This is a genomic window from Streptomyces sp. L2, assembly GCF_004124325.1.
Lineage (GTDB): Bacteria > Actinomycetota > Actinomycetes > Streptomycetales > Streptomycetaceae > Streptomyces.
Window position 1 is genome coordinate 2,883,994 of sequence record NZ_QBDT01000001.1, and the last position, 13,828, is coordinate 2,897,821.

A 13,828-nucleotide genomic window follows, 5' to 3' on the forward strand; every position below is an offset into this window, starting at 1 on the left:
CACATCCGACCTGGTCGTACGGCTCCATGGTGGCCCCTGCGGACGACGGCGGCATCAGCCGATCGGTCGACCCCCGGGGGATGCGCGCCCGGACCTCACCGGCTCGCCGAACGCACCGGTTCGCGTTCCGTGCCGGCGGTGACCAGCCGCGACCGGCGACCGCCGCCGTAGCCGAGGACCACGAGTGCCGTGGCCGCCAGGACGATCAGGGCGACGACGCGCAGGGAGGGGCCCATGCCGTGGGTGAGGTCGGTGTGGGTGGACAGGATCGTGCCGGTGACGGCGACGCCCAGCGCGGCGCCGGTCTCCCGGGCGGTGGTGCCGAGGCCGGAGCCGAGGCCCGCCTGGTGGGGCGGGAGGGAGGTGACGACGCCGAGGGTGAGGGCGGGCATGGACAGGCCGGTGCCGGCGGAGATGACGAGCAGCCAGCAGGCGTAGCCCCAGTAGGGGGTGCCCGCGTCGGCGGTGGAGGCGCCGAGCAGGCCGAGACCGATCAGGCCGAGCCCGCTGCCGATGACCGCGCGGGGACGGCCGGACCAGCGTGCGGCGAACCGGGGCACGAGGAACATGCCGATGGTCAGCGGCATGATCGCGACCCCGGTGAGGGCCGCGCCGTAGCCCTTCACGCCTTGCAGGTACTGCGAGTTGAGGAAGAAGAGGGAGAACAGGCCGAAGAACCCGGTGGCCGTGCCGAGGCAGGTGGCGCGCAGCCGGGGCGAGGCGAAGACGCGGGGGTCGAAGAGGGGGGCGGGCGAACGCAGGGCGTGGACGGTGAAGGCGCAGATCAGTACGGCGCCTGCCACGAACGCGCCGAGGATGCGGGCGGAGGTCCAGCCGTACGACTGGCTCTCGATGATGCCGAACAGGACGGCGGCCAGACCGCCGGTGAGCAGGAGGGTGCCGAGCGGGTCGGGGTGGCTGTGCGCGGAGCGTTCGGTGCGCGGGGTGGTGACGGCGACGGCGGCCGCGAGGAGCACGGCGAGCGGGACCATGACGGCGAACAGGGCGCGCCAGGACAGGAACTGGCCGACGAGGCCGCCGCCGATGTTGCCGGCGGCGCCGCCCAGGCCGAGCGCGAGTGTCCAGGCGGCCATCGCGCGGGCCCGGTGTTCCGGCGTGGTCAGCTGCATGATGATCGAGAGGGTGGCCGGGGTGATCAGGGCCGCTCCGGCGCCGGACAGGCCCCGGCCCGCGATGAGGACGGCCGGGGTGGTGGCGAGGGCGCTGGTGGCGGCGCCGGCCGCGAACAGGGCGAGGCCGGTGAGCAGGGCGCCCTTGCGGCCGTTGCGGTCGCCGAGCGCGCCGGCGGGGACGAGGAGGCCGGCGAAGACGATGACGTACGCGTCGACGGTCCACAGGATCTCGCTGTGCGAGGGGTGCAGGGAGGACGAACTCAGTTCCGGGATCAGCAGGTTGATGGCGGCGACCATGCCCTGCGCGACCATGACGCAGGCGCACAGGGCGAGCAGGGTGGAGCGTTTCAGGGCGTGCGGGGGCACGGCTCCTCCTGGAAGCTAGGCGGTTGGTGTGGGATGCCCACGGGACACTCGCGGGCTGTCCGTGGGCTGCCCTGTCACCGTAGGCTCGGCAATGACCTGCTTTCCAGTGCAACCTTTGCAAGGGATACTTGCGCGTGACGCAATCCAATGAGGAGCCCGGTGCGGCGGCGGACGCCGGGGCCGTCGACCTGAATCTGCTGCTCGCCCTGGACGTGCTCCTGGAGGAGCAGAGTGTGCGCGGTGCCGCCCGCCGGCTGCATCTGTCGGAGCCCGCCATGAGCCGCACGCTCGGCCGGGTCCGCAAGGCGCTCGGCGACCCGGTACTGGTGCGCGCCGGACGCCGGATGGTGCCGACGCCGCGCGCGCTGGCGGTGCGGGCCGAGGTGAGCGCGGTGGTGGAGCGGGCCCGTGCCCTGTTCGCCGCCGGTCAGGACGCCGATCTGCGCACGGTGAGCCGGACGTTCACGATCATCGGCCACGACACCATCGCCGCCGCGCTCGGCGCCGCGCTCTTCGCCCGCGCCGCCCGCGACGCGCCCGGCATCCGGCTCCGCTTCCTGTCCGAGAGCCATGTCGACGGGCCGTTCCTGCGGCAGGGCACCGCCGACCTGGAGGTCGGGGTGATCGACGCGGTCTCGCCCGAGGTGCGCGTGGAGCGCCTGCACGAGGACCGGATGCTGGGCGTCGTACGGCCCGGACACCCGTTGCTGGACGGCGAGTTGACGCCCGAGCGGTTCGCCACCGTCGCCGAGCACCTCATCGTGTCCCGGCGCGGCCGGCTGCGCGGTCCCATCGACGACGCGCTCGCCGGACACGGGCTGGAGCGCCAGGTGACGGGCAGCGTCGGCACCTTCCCGGGCTCACTGTTCGTGCTGCGCGAGACCGACCTGATCGGCCTCATCAGCTCCTGGTTCCGCCCCCTGGCCATCACGCTCGGCCTGGCCGTCTTCGAACTCCCTCTCCGACTCCCCGCGATCGAGGTCGGTCTGGCCTGGCACCCACGCCACGACGCCGACCCGGCGCACGCCTGGCTGCGCTCCTGCGTGCGGGAGCTGATGGCCCAGTGGTCAGCCGGCGACCCCGGTTCCGGCACCCTCGCCTGACAGCCGCTTCTCGAACCAGTGCCCGGCGTACGGGTTGTCGTCGTAACGCGGGATCTCGGTGTACCCGCACGCCCGGTACATCGCCTGCGCCTCGGTGAGCACGGCGTGCGTGTCCAGCCGTACGACGTCCAGACCGCGCTCCCGGGCCTGTCCCTCCAGCCCGTCCAGCAGCCGCCGGGCCAGGCCCAGCCGGCGGGCGCCCGCACTCACCCACACGTGCCGGATCTCGCCGACGCCAGGCTCCAGCCGGCGCAGCGCCCCGCAGCCGACGGGCCGCCCCTCCTCGTACGCCACGAGGAAGGCACCGGCGTCCCCGGACACCTCCTCGGGACGGACGAGCGCGGCCTTGTCGAAGCCCTCCGGGAAGCGGGCGTCGAGATCGGCGGCGTAGGCGTCCAGGCAGGCCAGCGCGTCGGGGGCGCCGCCCTCGACGACCTCCACCCGGATCCCGGCCAGCCGCAGCAGGCGCTCCGCCGTCGCCATCGCCCCGGTCAGCTCGGCCCGCTGCGCCGGCGTGAGCCCTCCGAGCAGCCCGGCGACCAGGGCGTCGGACCTCCGGTTCTGCTCACCTATCTCGACCCGCCCGGCCGGCGTCGGCTCGATCGTCCGCTGCCGGTTGTCGTGCGCGGCCACCCCGACCCGGACCAGGTCCTGCGCCTGCAACGCCTTCGCCATCCGGCTCAGATACCCCGCGTCCAGCCCGAGCCGCCCGCGCAGCTCCCGCAGGGACACCCCGGCCCCCTCCCCGATCTCGAACAGCAGCCGCGCCTCCCCGAGCGGCCGGTCCTGGCCGAGGTAGTGCTCGTCCAGGGCCCCGATGCGCCGCGTGAAGTACCGGTTGAAGCGACGAAAGGCGGCGACCTGCTCCGCCGGGACTGGTTCGGTCATTCTTTGACTTTAGTCAAAGAACAGTGACTGAGCTAGGCGGCGCAGGACGCGTTCGTCGGGCAGAAGGAGGACAGGGCGGTGGTGAGGGGGGTGCGGATCTGGTCGGCGGGGAGGTCTTCCGGGCCGCTGGAGCGGATCGCGTAGAGCGTGCCGTCGGGTGCCTGGAAGCGGTGGTCGATGACCTGCCGGGCGCCCTTGTCCTCGTCGTCGTAGCGGTACGACAACTCCGCCCAGGTGTCCCCCGAGTCGCTGCCCCGGGCCTGGAAGCCGGGCTCGTGGGCGTAGCCGTAGCCGGGGTCGTTCTCGGCGAGGTCCAGGGACTCGGACGGGGTGGACTCGGACAGCTCGAAGATCTGCAGCTGGCGTCCGTCGGACGGGGAGTCGTAGTACACGACGGCCGCCTTCTCCCCCTGCTTCTGCCGCCGCGTCCAGCCCTCCGGGACGGCGAGGGTGTAGCCGACGGGGTCGGTGGTGAGGCGGTATCCGGCGGGGGTGGTGGGGGCGCCCGATGTCGTGGGGGCGCCCGGCGTGGTGGGGGTGGCTCCGGGGGTGGGGGTGCCGGCCGGCTCGCTGTCCGGTGCGGTGGTGGCCGTGACGGCGGTCGGCGGGGCGGAGGCACCGGTGGTGCCGCTGCCGCCGCCGTGGTCCCGGCCGACGTACCAGACCCCGAGCCCGGAACCGAGGCCTACGACGACCATGGCGACGAGGAGCGCCGTAAGGCGGGCGTTGGCTCGGGCGCGGGTGGGAGTGGGGGCGGGGGCTGGCGCGCCGGGCTGGGGCGGGGCGTATGCCGGCGGTGGGGGCGGGGGTGGGCCGACGTAGGTGTTGGCCGTGGACCAGCCGGGTGGGGGCAGGGGCGGAGCGTTGACCACGGTCGGGTCCGGCGCGGGGGGTGGCGGGTCGCCTCGGCGACGGTCGGCTTCGGCCGGGGTCGGCGTACGGGGCTGGTGCAAGGGCGGGGGCGGGATGTTGGTCAGGGGGCTGGTCGCCTTCGTCGTCTCCGTCTGGGGTGCCCTCTCCGCCTTCTCCTTGTCCTCCTCGGTGGGGGCGTGGCTGTCGACGACCGCCTCACCTGGCCGTTCCTGTCGGTCCCCGTCGTTTGCGTCATTCCCGTCGCTCATCGCGAACCCCCCGAATCACCGTTCCTGTGCTGCTTTTCGACGGTAGCGGCGAAATCGGGCGGGGGACCCTTCGGGGACGAAACCGGAGCGGACCGTTCGCGGGCGGGGCTGGAGTGAAGTGGGGTGGGGGTGCGGGAACTTGGGGGGTGATTACCCATCCCGGCCGGGTGCGCCGATGACATGGTTCAGGGCGTGAGCGAGCAGCGGACAGCCCTGAAGAGCGCGCCGTCACCGGCCGGCGTCGGACCGGTGGTGGTGGAGGACCCGGCCGGACTCCGGGACGTCGTCCTCGACGCGGTGCCCGAGGAGCCCTCGGCGCCGGACCCGGCCGACACCGGCACCCTGCGCCAACTGGCCTACCCCTTCCGCTCGCTCATCGCGGAGGCGGGATCCCTCGTGTGCCGACGGCCGCCCGCGGACCCCGGGGTCGATCTCGACGCGGTGTGGGCGGGCGTCGCGGGCGGTCTCGCCGAGCGGCTGGCCGATCTCGCCGGCCGGGTGCTGGTGCGGGAACTGGACGAGGCCCGTGCGGCGGGGCGGCTGCGCGGGCGCACCGCACGGGAGCGGTACCTCGACTTCCTCGGCGGTCTCGGTGGTCGCACCGCGCTCACCCGCCTCTTCGCCAGCTACCCGGTGCTGCCCGGCCTGCTCGCGCGGGAGGCGTACGGCACCGCGCAGGCCCTGGCCGAGCTGCTGGACCGGCTGCGTGCGGACCGGGCGGTGCTGGAGCACGGGCTGCTTCCCGACGCCGGCACCGCGCGGCTGACGGGGGTGGACCTCGGTGCCGGGGACCGGCACGGGGGCGGCCGTTCGGTGGCGGTACTGCGGTTCTCCGACGGGCGGCGCCTGGTCTACAAGCCGCGTCCGCTCGGACTGCACCAGTGCTGGAACGGCCTGCTGGACTGGTTCCGTACGGCCCTGCCGGACCTCGCGCCGCGCGGCGTGACCGTCCTGCCCCGGGGCGACTACGGCTGGGCCGAGTTCGTGACGCCCGCGCCCTGCGCCGACGAGGCCGAGGTGGCGCTGTTCTACCGGCGTCAGGGTGCGCTGCTGGCACTGTGCCACGCCATCGACGCGACCGATCTGCACGCGGAGAACGTCATCGCCTGCGGCGCGCACCCCGTCGTCGTCGATGTGGAGACGCTGTTCCATCCGGCCTGGCAGCCCCGTACCGACGTCGGTGACGATCCGGCGCCGGCCGCCCTGGACGACTCGGTCGCGCGGACCGGGCTGCTGCCGTGGCTGCTGTCGACGGACGCCGGGGACGTGGACGTGTCCGCGTTCGGCGGGGGCGGCCCGGACGCTGCCGCGCTGAGCGTGCGGGACTGGGCCGGGCTCGGCACGGACACCCTGCGCCTGGTACGGCGGCCCGCTCCCGCTCCCGGCGGCGCCAACCGGCCCACACTGCACGGCCGTACCGTCGAACCACTGGACCACGGCGACAGCCTGCGCGCCGGCTTCGCGCTGGGCTACCGCGCGGTGCTGGCCGGCGCCGAGGAACTGACCGGTGCGGACGGCGTACTCGCACGCTTCGCCGGGCAGCCGACGCGCGTCGTGATGCGCCCTTCGCACGTCTACGCCACGATGCTGGCCGAGTCCGTCGCCCCGGAACACCTCGCCTCCCGCGAGGCCCACGTCGCCGCCTTCGCCGGCCTCACCGCCGAGACCGGGCTCCCCCACCTGCGGGAACTGGAGCCGTACGAGCGTGCCGACCTCCTCGGCGGCGACCTGCCCCTCTTCACCGGCCGCACCGACGGCCGCCTCCTCACCACCTCCCGCGGCGAGCCCCTCCCCTTCACCCCGGCCGCCTCCGGCCTCGAAGCCGCCCACGCCAAGATCGCCCGCATGTCCCCGTCCGACCTCGCCCAACAGGACTGGGTGATCGCGGCGACCTTGGCGACAAAGGGGGACAGGGAGTGCCGGCGCCTGACAACCCTGGCCAAGGACAACTTCCCTAGGGGCGCGGGGCAAGACATCATGCGGCTCCGCCGCGCGGGCGCGACCAGCCACGACGGCGCCGCGGCTACCCGGCACACCCCAGCCCAAGACGCCCTGGTCCTAGCCCGCCAACTCGCCGAAGGCCTCCTCACCCGGGCCGAACACAACGCGACCCGCACCAACTGGATCGGGCTGGAGACCCTGGACGACGGCGCCTCCTGGACCGTCGCCCAGCTCGGCGGCGGACTCGCCGACGGCTACACCGGCACCGCCCTCTTCCTGGCCCAACTCGGCGCGCTCACCGGCGTAGAGCGGTACAGCGCCGTCGCCGCGCACGCCGCACGGGCGCTGCCGGACCTGGTCGGCGCGCTGGCCCGGTACCCGGTGCTGGCCCAAGGGGTCGGCCCCGGCGGCTACTTCGGGCTGGGCGGTATCTGCTACGGCCTCGTCCGGCTGGCCGGACTCCTGGACGACGACGCCCTGCGCGCGGCGCTCCGGCCGGCCCTGGCCGCCCTGGCCGCGGCGGCCGACGCCCCCGACCAGGATCTCGGTGTGGGCAATGGTCTGGCCGGCGGACTCGCCGCGCTGCACGCCGTGCACACCGAGACCGGTGATCCCGAAGCCGCCCGCCTCGCGGACAAGTTCGCCGCTCGGCTGGCCGAGGCCGTGGACGCCGGGCAGGGTGACGGGGAGCCCGGCTTCCTCAGCGGCGCCGCGGGGGTGCGGTGGGCGCTGGGGCTGCGGGAGGGGGGCGGGATACGTCCCGGCGGCGGGCGCGGAGCTTCCCGCGCCGGCGCCGGGACACCGTCGGCCGCGTTCACTCGTCCGGGGGGCGACCCGGACGAGTGGGCGGCCGACGGCGGGGGCTCGGGGGAGCTGGGCTGGTGCCGGGGGCGGGCGGGCGCGGTGCTCGCCCTGGGCGGCGAGGCGGCGGGTACGCCCCTGGCCCACCGGTTCCTCGGCGCGGTCGCCGACCGGCCTCCCCTGGCCGACCAGTCGCTCTGCCACGGTGAACTCGGCGTGGTGGAGGCTCTGATCGAGCTGGAGCAGTCCGGCCGGCCGGGCGCGCGACGGCTCCGTCTGGCAACCGGCGGGCGCCTGATCGAGGCGGTCGAGCGGGACGGCGCGCGCTGCGCCACCCCGGACCACGTTGCCACGCCCGGCCTGCTGTACGGCACGGCGGGCATCGGCTACGGCCTGCTCCGGCTGTACGACCCCGGGGAGGTCCCCTCGGTCCTCCTGCTGCGCCCCGGCCGCCCCCACTGACGTACCGACAACTACCAGCACACGGACAACACACGCACATAAAACCGGAAGGAATCGCCATGGACGAGAACATGATGAACGAGTCGGAGTACACCCCGGCCGAGGAGTCCCTCGACGAGGCCGAGGCGGGGAACGGTGCCGGGACAGAGGCCGCGGCGCGCAGGCGGCGGTCGAGAATCCTGGCCGGGCTGACCGTGGGGGCGTGCGTGCTCGGCGCGAGCGCGGCCGGCTTCCCGACCCCGACGATCGTCAGCATCCGCTGAAAGGGCTCAGCACCACTGAGAAGCTTCGGCAGCCGCTGAGGAGTTCCAGTAAGCCGTTGAGCGCCACGCAGCCGCTGAAGAGTCCCAGCATCCGCTGAAGACGCGGCAGCGGCACACGCACGGCACCGCGAAAGGCCCCGGCAGGTCCGGTCTCCACGGAGGCGGGACCGCCGGGGCCTTCGCCAACCCCGGGAATTGTGGCGGACGTTACAATCCGCGCATGCGTACCCGTGCAGCCGTCCTGGTGGGACGGTCGAGTGAACTCGCGACACTGGGCACGTATGTGGACGACGCCCGGCGGAGCAGGGGCGGTGCCGTGTTCCTCGCGGGCGAGCCCGGTATCGGCAAGTCCCGTCTGCTGCGGGAGGCGCTGGACTCGGCGTCGGCCGCCGGGATGCCGGTGCTGCGGGGCCGGGGCAGCAGTACGGGGCCGGCCGTGCCGTTCCGGCCGCTGGCCGAGGCCCTGCTGTCGGCCACCCGGGGCGGCCTGGACCCGGCCCGGTGGGCGGACCTCGGCCCGTACCGTCCCGTTCTCGGCAGGCTCGTACCGGAGTGGGCCGAGCGGGAGGAACCGCGCGGTGACGCCTCGCTGGTGGTGCTGGCGGAGGGAATCCTGCGCCTGACCACCCTGGCGGGCCGGGAGCACGGCTGTGTGCTGGCCCTGGAGGATCTGCACGAGGCGGACCCGGAGACCCTCGCCGTCGTCGAGTACCTGGCCGGGAACCTCGCCGGGCAGCCGGTGCTGCTGCTGGCCACGCTGCGCTCCGGGGCGGGCGGCGCGGCGGTGCTGGCCGACGAGCTGACCCGGCGCGGCGACGGCACCGTACTGACGCTTCCCCGGCTGGACCGGCCGCAGGTGCACGCGTTGATGGCCACCTGTCTGGAGACGCGCCCGGAGTGCCTGTCCGACGGGGCGTCGGAGCGGGTGTGGCAGGACAGCGGCGGCAACCCGCTCATGGTCGAGGAACTGCTGCACAGCATGATCACCTCGGGTGACCTGGTGGACGACGAGGGGGTGTGGCGGCCGGCCGGGACCGCCGTGGCCGCCGTGCCACCGACGCTGCTGCGGGTGATCGGCGCCCGCGCCGACCGGCTCGGGGACGAGGTCACCCGCCTGCTGTCGGTGGCCGCCCTGCTGGGCCGGCGGTTTCCGCTCACGCTGGTCCGCCGCGTCCTGGGCCTGCCGGACCACGCGCTGCTCGGTGAGGTCCGCTCGGCGGTCGAGGCGCAGTTGCTCGTGCGGGACGAACACCAGCCGGGCTGGTACGCGTTCGCGCACCCGCTCGCCCTGGAGGCGCTGCGCGGCCGGCTCGCCGCGGACGAACTGACCGCGCTGGCACGGCGGGCGGCCGAGGAGACGGAAGCCGCGCATCCCGGCCTGCCGGGCGAGTGGTGCCAGTTGGCGGCCCGGTTGCGGGAGTTCGCGGGTGAGCCGGTGGAGGCGGCGCGGCTGTACGTCGAGTGCGGGCGCCGGGCGACCGCGGATGGGGCACCGGGTTCGGCGACGGCGGTGCTGCGGCGGGCCCGGGCCACCCTCGCGCAAGCTCGCGGCGGCAGCGCGCACCACGAGGTGCGGCGCGATCTGCTGGAGGCGCTGCTGCACGCGCTCGCCGAGGACGGCCAGTTCGAGCAGGCGGTGGGTGTGGTCGACGAGCTGACGCTGTACGCGCCGGGCGACCGCGCCCGGCGGATCGACCGGCACATCCGGCTGGCCTGGGCGGCACAGGTCTCCGGGCACTGGGCGGAGGGGCACGCGCAGGTGACGGCGGCCCGCGAGCTGGCCCCCGGGGTGGCCGGCCCGGAGCAGCTGGCCGCGCTGGACGCGGTCGCCGCCTACCTGGCGATCCTGAGTCCGGCGCCCGACCGGCTCGACCAGTGCGACCGGCTGGCGCGCAGCGCGGTGGAGCTGGCGGCGGGCGTTCCGCTGCCGTCGGTGATCTGCCAGGGCTGGTACGCCATCGGGTACGCCGCCCGGGAGCGGGACCTGGCCGAGTCGGACGCGTGTTTCCGGCGGGCGCTGGAAGCGGCGGTGGCACACCGGCTGCCGATGTGGCGCAACTACGCGCTGACCGGTCTCGGCGGGAACGCCTGGCTGGCCGAGGGGGACGCCGGGCCGTTGCGGCACGCGCACGCCGAGATGCTGCGCTGCGGTGCCATCGGGCTCGCCCAGAACGCGGCGGCGGTGCTGGGCCTGAGCGCCGTCCTGGCCGGTGAGTTCGAGCGCGCCGAGCGGGAGCTGGCCGCGTGCCTGGCGGAGAGCCGGCGGCTGCAGCTGGTCGCGGTGACCCACTACGTGCTGACCTCGCGGGTGGTCCTGGCGGCGCACCGGGGGCGGCGGGAGGAGATGCGGGCGGCGCTCGACGAGTTCACCGCGCTCGCCGGGGACGAGTCGGCGGAGGCGTCGCAGGTGCACGGGCTCGGCGCCGCGTTCTGCGCCCTGCTGGAGGAGGACCGGCCGGCGGCGGAGCAGGAGCTGGCCCGGGTGACGGCCGAGCGGAGCCGCCGGCAGACCCCGTTCCACCTCGACGGACAGCACGGCCTCGGGGTCCTGCTCGACGTGCTCGCCGGGCGGGCCGGCGAGGAGCGGGTGCGGTCCGTCGCGGCCACCAACAGCGGCCGGATGCGGTGGAACCGGCACTTCCTGGCGCTGGCGGAGGCGGTGCTGGCCGGCCGGGGCGGGCAGGCGGAGGCGGTGACGGCGGCGATGGCCCGCGCCGGCGCGGCGGGCCGGGTGTTCGGCATGGCGCGCTGCCTGGGGCTGCGGCTGGTCGCCGAACCGGCGGCGGTCGAGGGCTGGGGCGAGCCGAAGGCATGGCTGCGGGAGGCCGAGGAGCACTTCCACCAGGCCGGCGTGGGCCCGGTGGCCGCCGCCTGCCGCACCCTGCTGCGCCGGCTCGGCGAACCGGTACGGCAGCGCCGGTCCGGCACCGAACGCATCCCCGAGCCGTTGCGCCAACGGGGTTTGACGGCACGGGAGTACGAGGTGCTGGAGCTCATGCCGGAACGCCTCGGCAACAAGGCGCTGGCCGCCCGTCTGCACATCTCCCCGCGTACGGCGGAGAAGCACGTGGCCAGTCTCCTGCAGAAGACCGGCCTCCCGGACCGGGACACCCTCTTCGACCGGGCCCGCGAACTGCTCTCGCGCGGGGTGCCGGGGGCCTCTTGAGGACCTGCTGACCACGGCGGCCCGAATCTGGGGCCAGTTCCCCCATGTTTCGGGGGGCGGTGCGCCGGAGGATGGACGCGTCCGAAGCGCAGGGACGGGCAGGGACGCGTAGGAGGGGGCTGTCGTGGCACTCGGCGAGACGGTGGGGTTGTGGCCGGGCAGGCGGGGACTGAGGGGGGCGCGGCCGGGCACGCTCGCGGCGCCGCCGTTCCCCGATGTCCGCGATTTCCGGCCGCGGACCGCGCCCCCGGCCCACCGGGCGGCCGTGGTGGACCTCGCGCTGTGGACCGTGGGCGCCGGCCGGGACGCGGTGGCGCCGAGCGTCGCCGGCCGCGCTGTGCCGGGGGCGCTCCCCGACCCCGCCGGCCGCGTCGGCCACGCTCTGCCGGGGGCGCTTCCCGGCCCCGCAAACCCCGCCCATCCCGCATGCCCCGCCCATCCCGCATGCCCCGCCCATCCCGCATGCCCTGGCGCCCCGCTCGACGCGGCCCGGGAGGCGTTGCGGCGGGGCCGGTACGCCGAGGCCGCCGCGTCGGCACGGCGGGCGCTGTGGACCGGGCGGGAGCCGGAACGGGCCGAGGCGCTGTGGACCGGGCGGGAGCCGGAACGGGCCGAGGCGCTGCGGATCCTGGCCGTCGCCCTGTGGCAGGGCCCCGAGCCGGTGTCGGCCGCCGTGTTCCGGCTCAGGACCCTGTGGGCGGAGCACGCCGACGGCCGGCCGGCGGCCCGACTGGTCCTCGCCGGCCCACTGGCGATACTGCACGCCATGCGGGAACGCGGACCCGAAGCGCGGGCCGCGCTGGCCGAGGCCCGCGCCGCCGCGGCGGAGGTCGACTGCGCGGGCGGAGCCGTCCTGCTGCCGCTCCTGACGGCCGAGGTCGAATCGCTGGCCGGCCACCACGACCGCTCCCTCCACCTGCTGGAGGAGGCGGCGCAGGCAGCGGCCCCGCTCGGCCTCGAACGCCTGCGGCAAGCGGTGGACCGTGCGGTCGTACGACGGCGGGGGGAGCTGTACCCGGAGGGCGTACGGCGGGTGGAGGACACGGCCCCGGCAGGCGTACAGCGGCGGCCTGTGGACGTGGCCTCCGTGGGCGTACGACAGTGGGACGCGGACCCGGCCGGCGGACGGCAGCCGGTGGAGATGGACCCGGGAGGTGTACGGCGGCTCGGGGACGGCTGCCGGCCCGGGGAAACCGGTGGGGCCGAGCGTGAGGTGGGCCGGGGTCGGCTCGCGGAGGCGGTCGCGGCGGCGGACCGGGCCGTGGCCGAGGCGGTGGTGACCGATTCCCCGGTCGCGGAAGCGCTGGCCCGGCTGGACCGGGCGGAGGCGCTGCGGTGGGCCGGCCGCCCGGAGGACGCGCGCCGGGAGGTGTGCCTGGCCGGTCTGTGTTTCGCCCGCAAGGGCCACGTTCCCGGGGTGAGCCGGGCGGCGGCGCGGCACGCGGCACTGGCGTCCGCCTGACCGGCTGACCGTATTCACACCTACCTACGCACGCTTGAGGGGCAGGAGGCCTGTCGGCCCTCCTGCCCCTCAGTGTTCGTCGCCCCCCGGTGGCGCCCCGTCGGCTAGACGCTGACGGTCGCCACGGTGCCGGTGCACGTCGTGGTGACGTACGAGAAGATCGAGGTCGTCGGCAGTTCCCGCTCCGCAGAGGCCGCGAGTTCCGCGACGTCCACGAAGTACCGGTAGCCCTCGATGAGTTCCTGCTCGCTCACGACTTCTCCTCGAACTCCGTGTGGTGGTCGGTCAGCAGGTGTGCTCGGCGGTGAGCGAGACGCTGACGCCGCTGATGAAGCTGAGGCTGAGGCCGATGCTCAGGGACGCCTCCTCCTTGGTCACCGTGGTCGCCTGCGCGGCCAGCTCCTCGACGTCGGTGTAGGCGGCGAAACCGTTCATCAGGTCCTGAGCAGACATGCGAGTCTCCTTCGTAGTGTCGGAATGCCCGTCGCCCGGGCACATCTCATTTCTACGGGCATGACAATCAAGAGTCAAGAGCCATGACAACATCTGTCAGATTCTCTATACCGGCCGACCTCCCGGGAACGCCAAGCAGGGGCAGAGAGCCTGATGGCTTCCTGCCCCTGCTGAGGGAATGCGCTGGATCGAGCACTCACATGACGGCGCCGGCTAGTTGCTGATCGTCGGGGTCGCGGTCGTGGGATAGCTGATCGTGAAGATGGTGGTCGTCGGGAGGTACTCCCCCGCCGGAGACGCCGCGAGTTCCTCGGCGTCGGCGAAGGTGCGGTACCCCTCGACCAGATCGTGTGCGGTCATGGCTCAGGCCTCCTGGTGCGGGCGGCGGGCTCAGCAGCCGGTGTCGTAGGTGTGCACCACGCTGATCGTCACGAGAGTGATCGCGAGCGACATCGACTGCTCCTCCTTGGTCACCGTCGTCGGCTGGGCGGCCAGCTCCTCGGCGTCGGTGTAGGCGTCGAAACCGTTCATCAGGTTCTGGGCGGACATGGGTGTCTCCTTCTGACGTCGGAACAGTGGTGAGGACCCGGCCCCCGGCAACCCCGGCGGGCCGTGCACCACTTTTTTACGCCCCATGACATCTCAGAGTCAAGTTTCGTGACTATATTT

Annotated in this window: 12 protein-coding genes; 5 read left to right on the forward strand and 7 right to left on the reverse strand. The window is 74.5% G+C overall.

The features are described 5' to 3' along the window. Positions 1 to 95: 95 nt before the first annotated feature. Positions 96 to 1,499 (reverse strand): MFS transporter, encoded by a 1,404-nt coding sequence (locus DBP14_RS12320; RefSeq protein WP_129307288.1) that lies wholly within the window; start codon positions 1,497 to 1,499, stop codon positions 96 to 98. A 128-nt stretch (positions 1,500 to 1,627) separates the two neighbouring features. Here DBP14_RS12320 and DBP14_RS12325 point away from each other — a divergent pair, with 128 nt between their 5' ends. Next, on the forward strand, positions 1,628 to 2,602 hold the full coding sequence (locus tag DBP14_RS12325) for a LysR family transcriptional regulator (protein ID WP_129307289.1): 975 nt from the start codon (positions 1,628 to 1,630) through the stop codon (positions 2,600 to 2,602). Here DBP14_RS12325 and DBP14_RS12330 read toward each other — a convergent pair. Further along, positions 2,567 to 3,490: a helix-turn-helix domain-containing GNAT family N-acetyltransferase gene (locus DBP14_RS12330; protein WP_129307290.1), complete on the reverse strand. Its 924-nt coding sequence runs from the start codon at positions 3,488 to 3,490 to the stop codon at positions 2,567 to 2,569. The two genes, DBP14_RS12325 and DBP14_RS12330, sit on opposite strands and share 36 nt — an antisense overlap. A gap of 32 nt (positions 3,491 to 3,522) precedes the next feature. Then, positions 3,523 to 4,611: a hypothetical protein gene (locus tag DBP14_RS12335; RefSeq protein ID WP_129307291.1), complete on the reverse strand. Its 1,089-nt coding sequence runs from the start codon at positions 4,609 to 4,611 to the stop codon at positions 3,523 to 3,525. 192 nt (positions 4,612 to 4,803) lie between these two features. On the opposite strand from DBP14_RS12335, the gene DBP14_RS12340 reads away from it, so the two are divergent. The 4 genes from DBP14_RS12340 (at position 4,804) to DBP14_RS12355 (ending at position 12,706) form a co-directional block, all read left to right on the forward strand. Beyond that, a complete protein-coding gene (locus tag DBP14_RS12340) occupies positions 4,804 to 7,815 on the forward strand; it encodes a type 2 lanthipeptide synthetase LanM family protein (protein WP_164992315.1) in 3,012 nt (1,003 codons plus the stop codon). A gap of 59 nt (positions 7,816 to 7,874) precedes the next feature. Continuing rightward, on the forward strand, positions 7,875 to 8,078 hold the full coding sequence (locus tag DBP14_RS12345; RefSeq protein ID WP_129307293.1) for a hypothetical protein: 204 nt from the start codon (positions 7,875 to 7,877) through the stop codon (positions 8,076 to 8,078). 220 nt (positions 8,079 to 8,298) lie between these two features. Further along, positions 8,299 to 11,244 carry a LuxR family transcriptional regulator gene (locus DBP14_RS12350; protein ID WP_129307294.1) on the forward strand — a complete coding sequence of 982 codons (2,946 nt, stop codon included), beginning with the start codon at positions 8,299 to 8,301 and terminating at the stop codon, positions 11,242 to 11,244. A 124-nt stretch (positions 11,245 to 11,368) separates the two neighbouring features. Beyond that, the gene (locus DBP14_RS12355; RefSeq protein ID WP_129307295.1) at positions 11,369 to 12,706 is read left to right on the forward strand and encodes a hypothetical protein; all 1,338 of its coding nucleotides are present in this window, start codon (positions 11,369 to 11,371) and stop codon (positions 12,704 to 12,706) included. Between the two features lie 104 nt (positions 12,707 to 12,810). On the opposite strand, the gene DBP14_RS36005 is transcribed toward DBP14_RS12355, so the two are convergent. From DBP14_RS36005 to DBP14_RS36020, 4 genes are all read right to left on the reverse strand, one after another. Beyond that, positions 12,811 to 12,960, reverse strand: a complete 150-nt coding sequence (locus tag DBP14_RS36005; protein ID WP_164992316.1) for a hypothetical protein — start codon at positions 12,958 to 12,960, stop codon at positions 12,811 to 12,813. Between the two features lie 31 nt (positions 12,961 to 12,991). Continuing rightward, complete coding sequence (locus tag DBP14_RS36010; RefSeq protein ID WP_164992317.1) at positions 12,992 to 13,159, reverse strand: LxmA leader domain family RiPP; 168 nt, start codon at positions 13,157 to 13,159, stop codon at positions 12,992 to 12,994. A gap of 213 nt (positions 13,160 to 13,372) precedes the next feature. Beyond that, the gene (locus DBP14_RS36015) at positions 13,373 to 13,519 is read right to left on the reverse strand and encodes an LxmA leader domain family RiPP (protein ID WP_164992318.1); all 147 of its coding nucleotides are present in this window, start codon (positions 13,517 to 13,519) and stop codon (positions 13,373 to 13,375) included. A 30-nt stretch (positions 13,520 to 13,549) separates the two neighbouring features. Beyond that, entirely contained in the window at positions 13,550 to 13,708 is a 159-nt protein-coding gene (locus tag DBP14_RS36020; RefSeq protein ID WP_164992319.1) for an LxmA leader domain family RiPP, read from the reverse strand. Positions 13,709 to 13,828 lie beyond the last annotated feature (120 nt).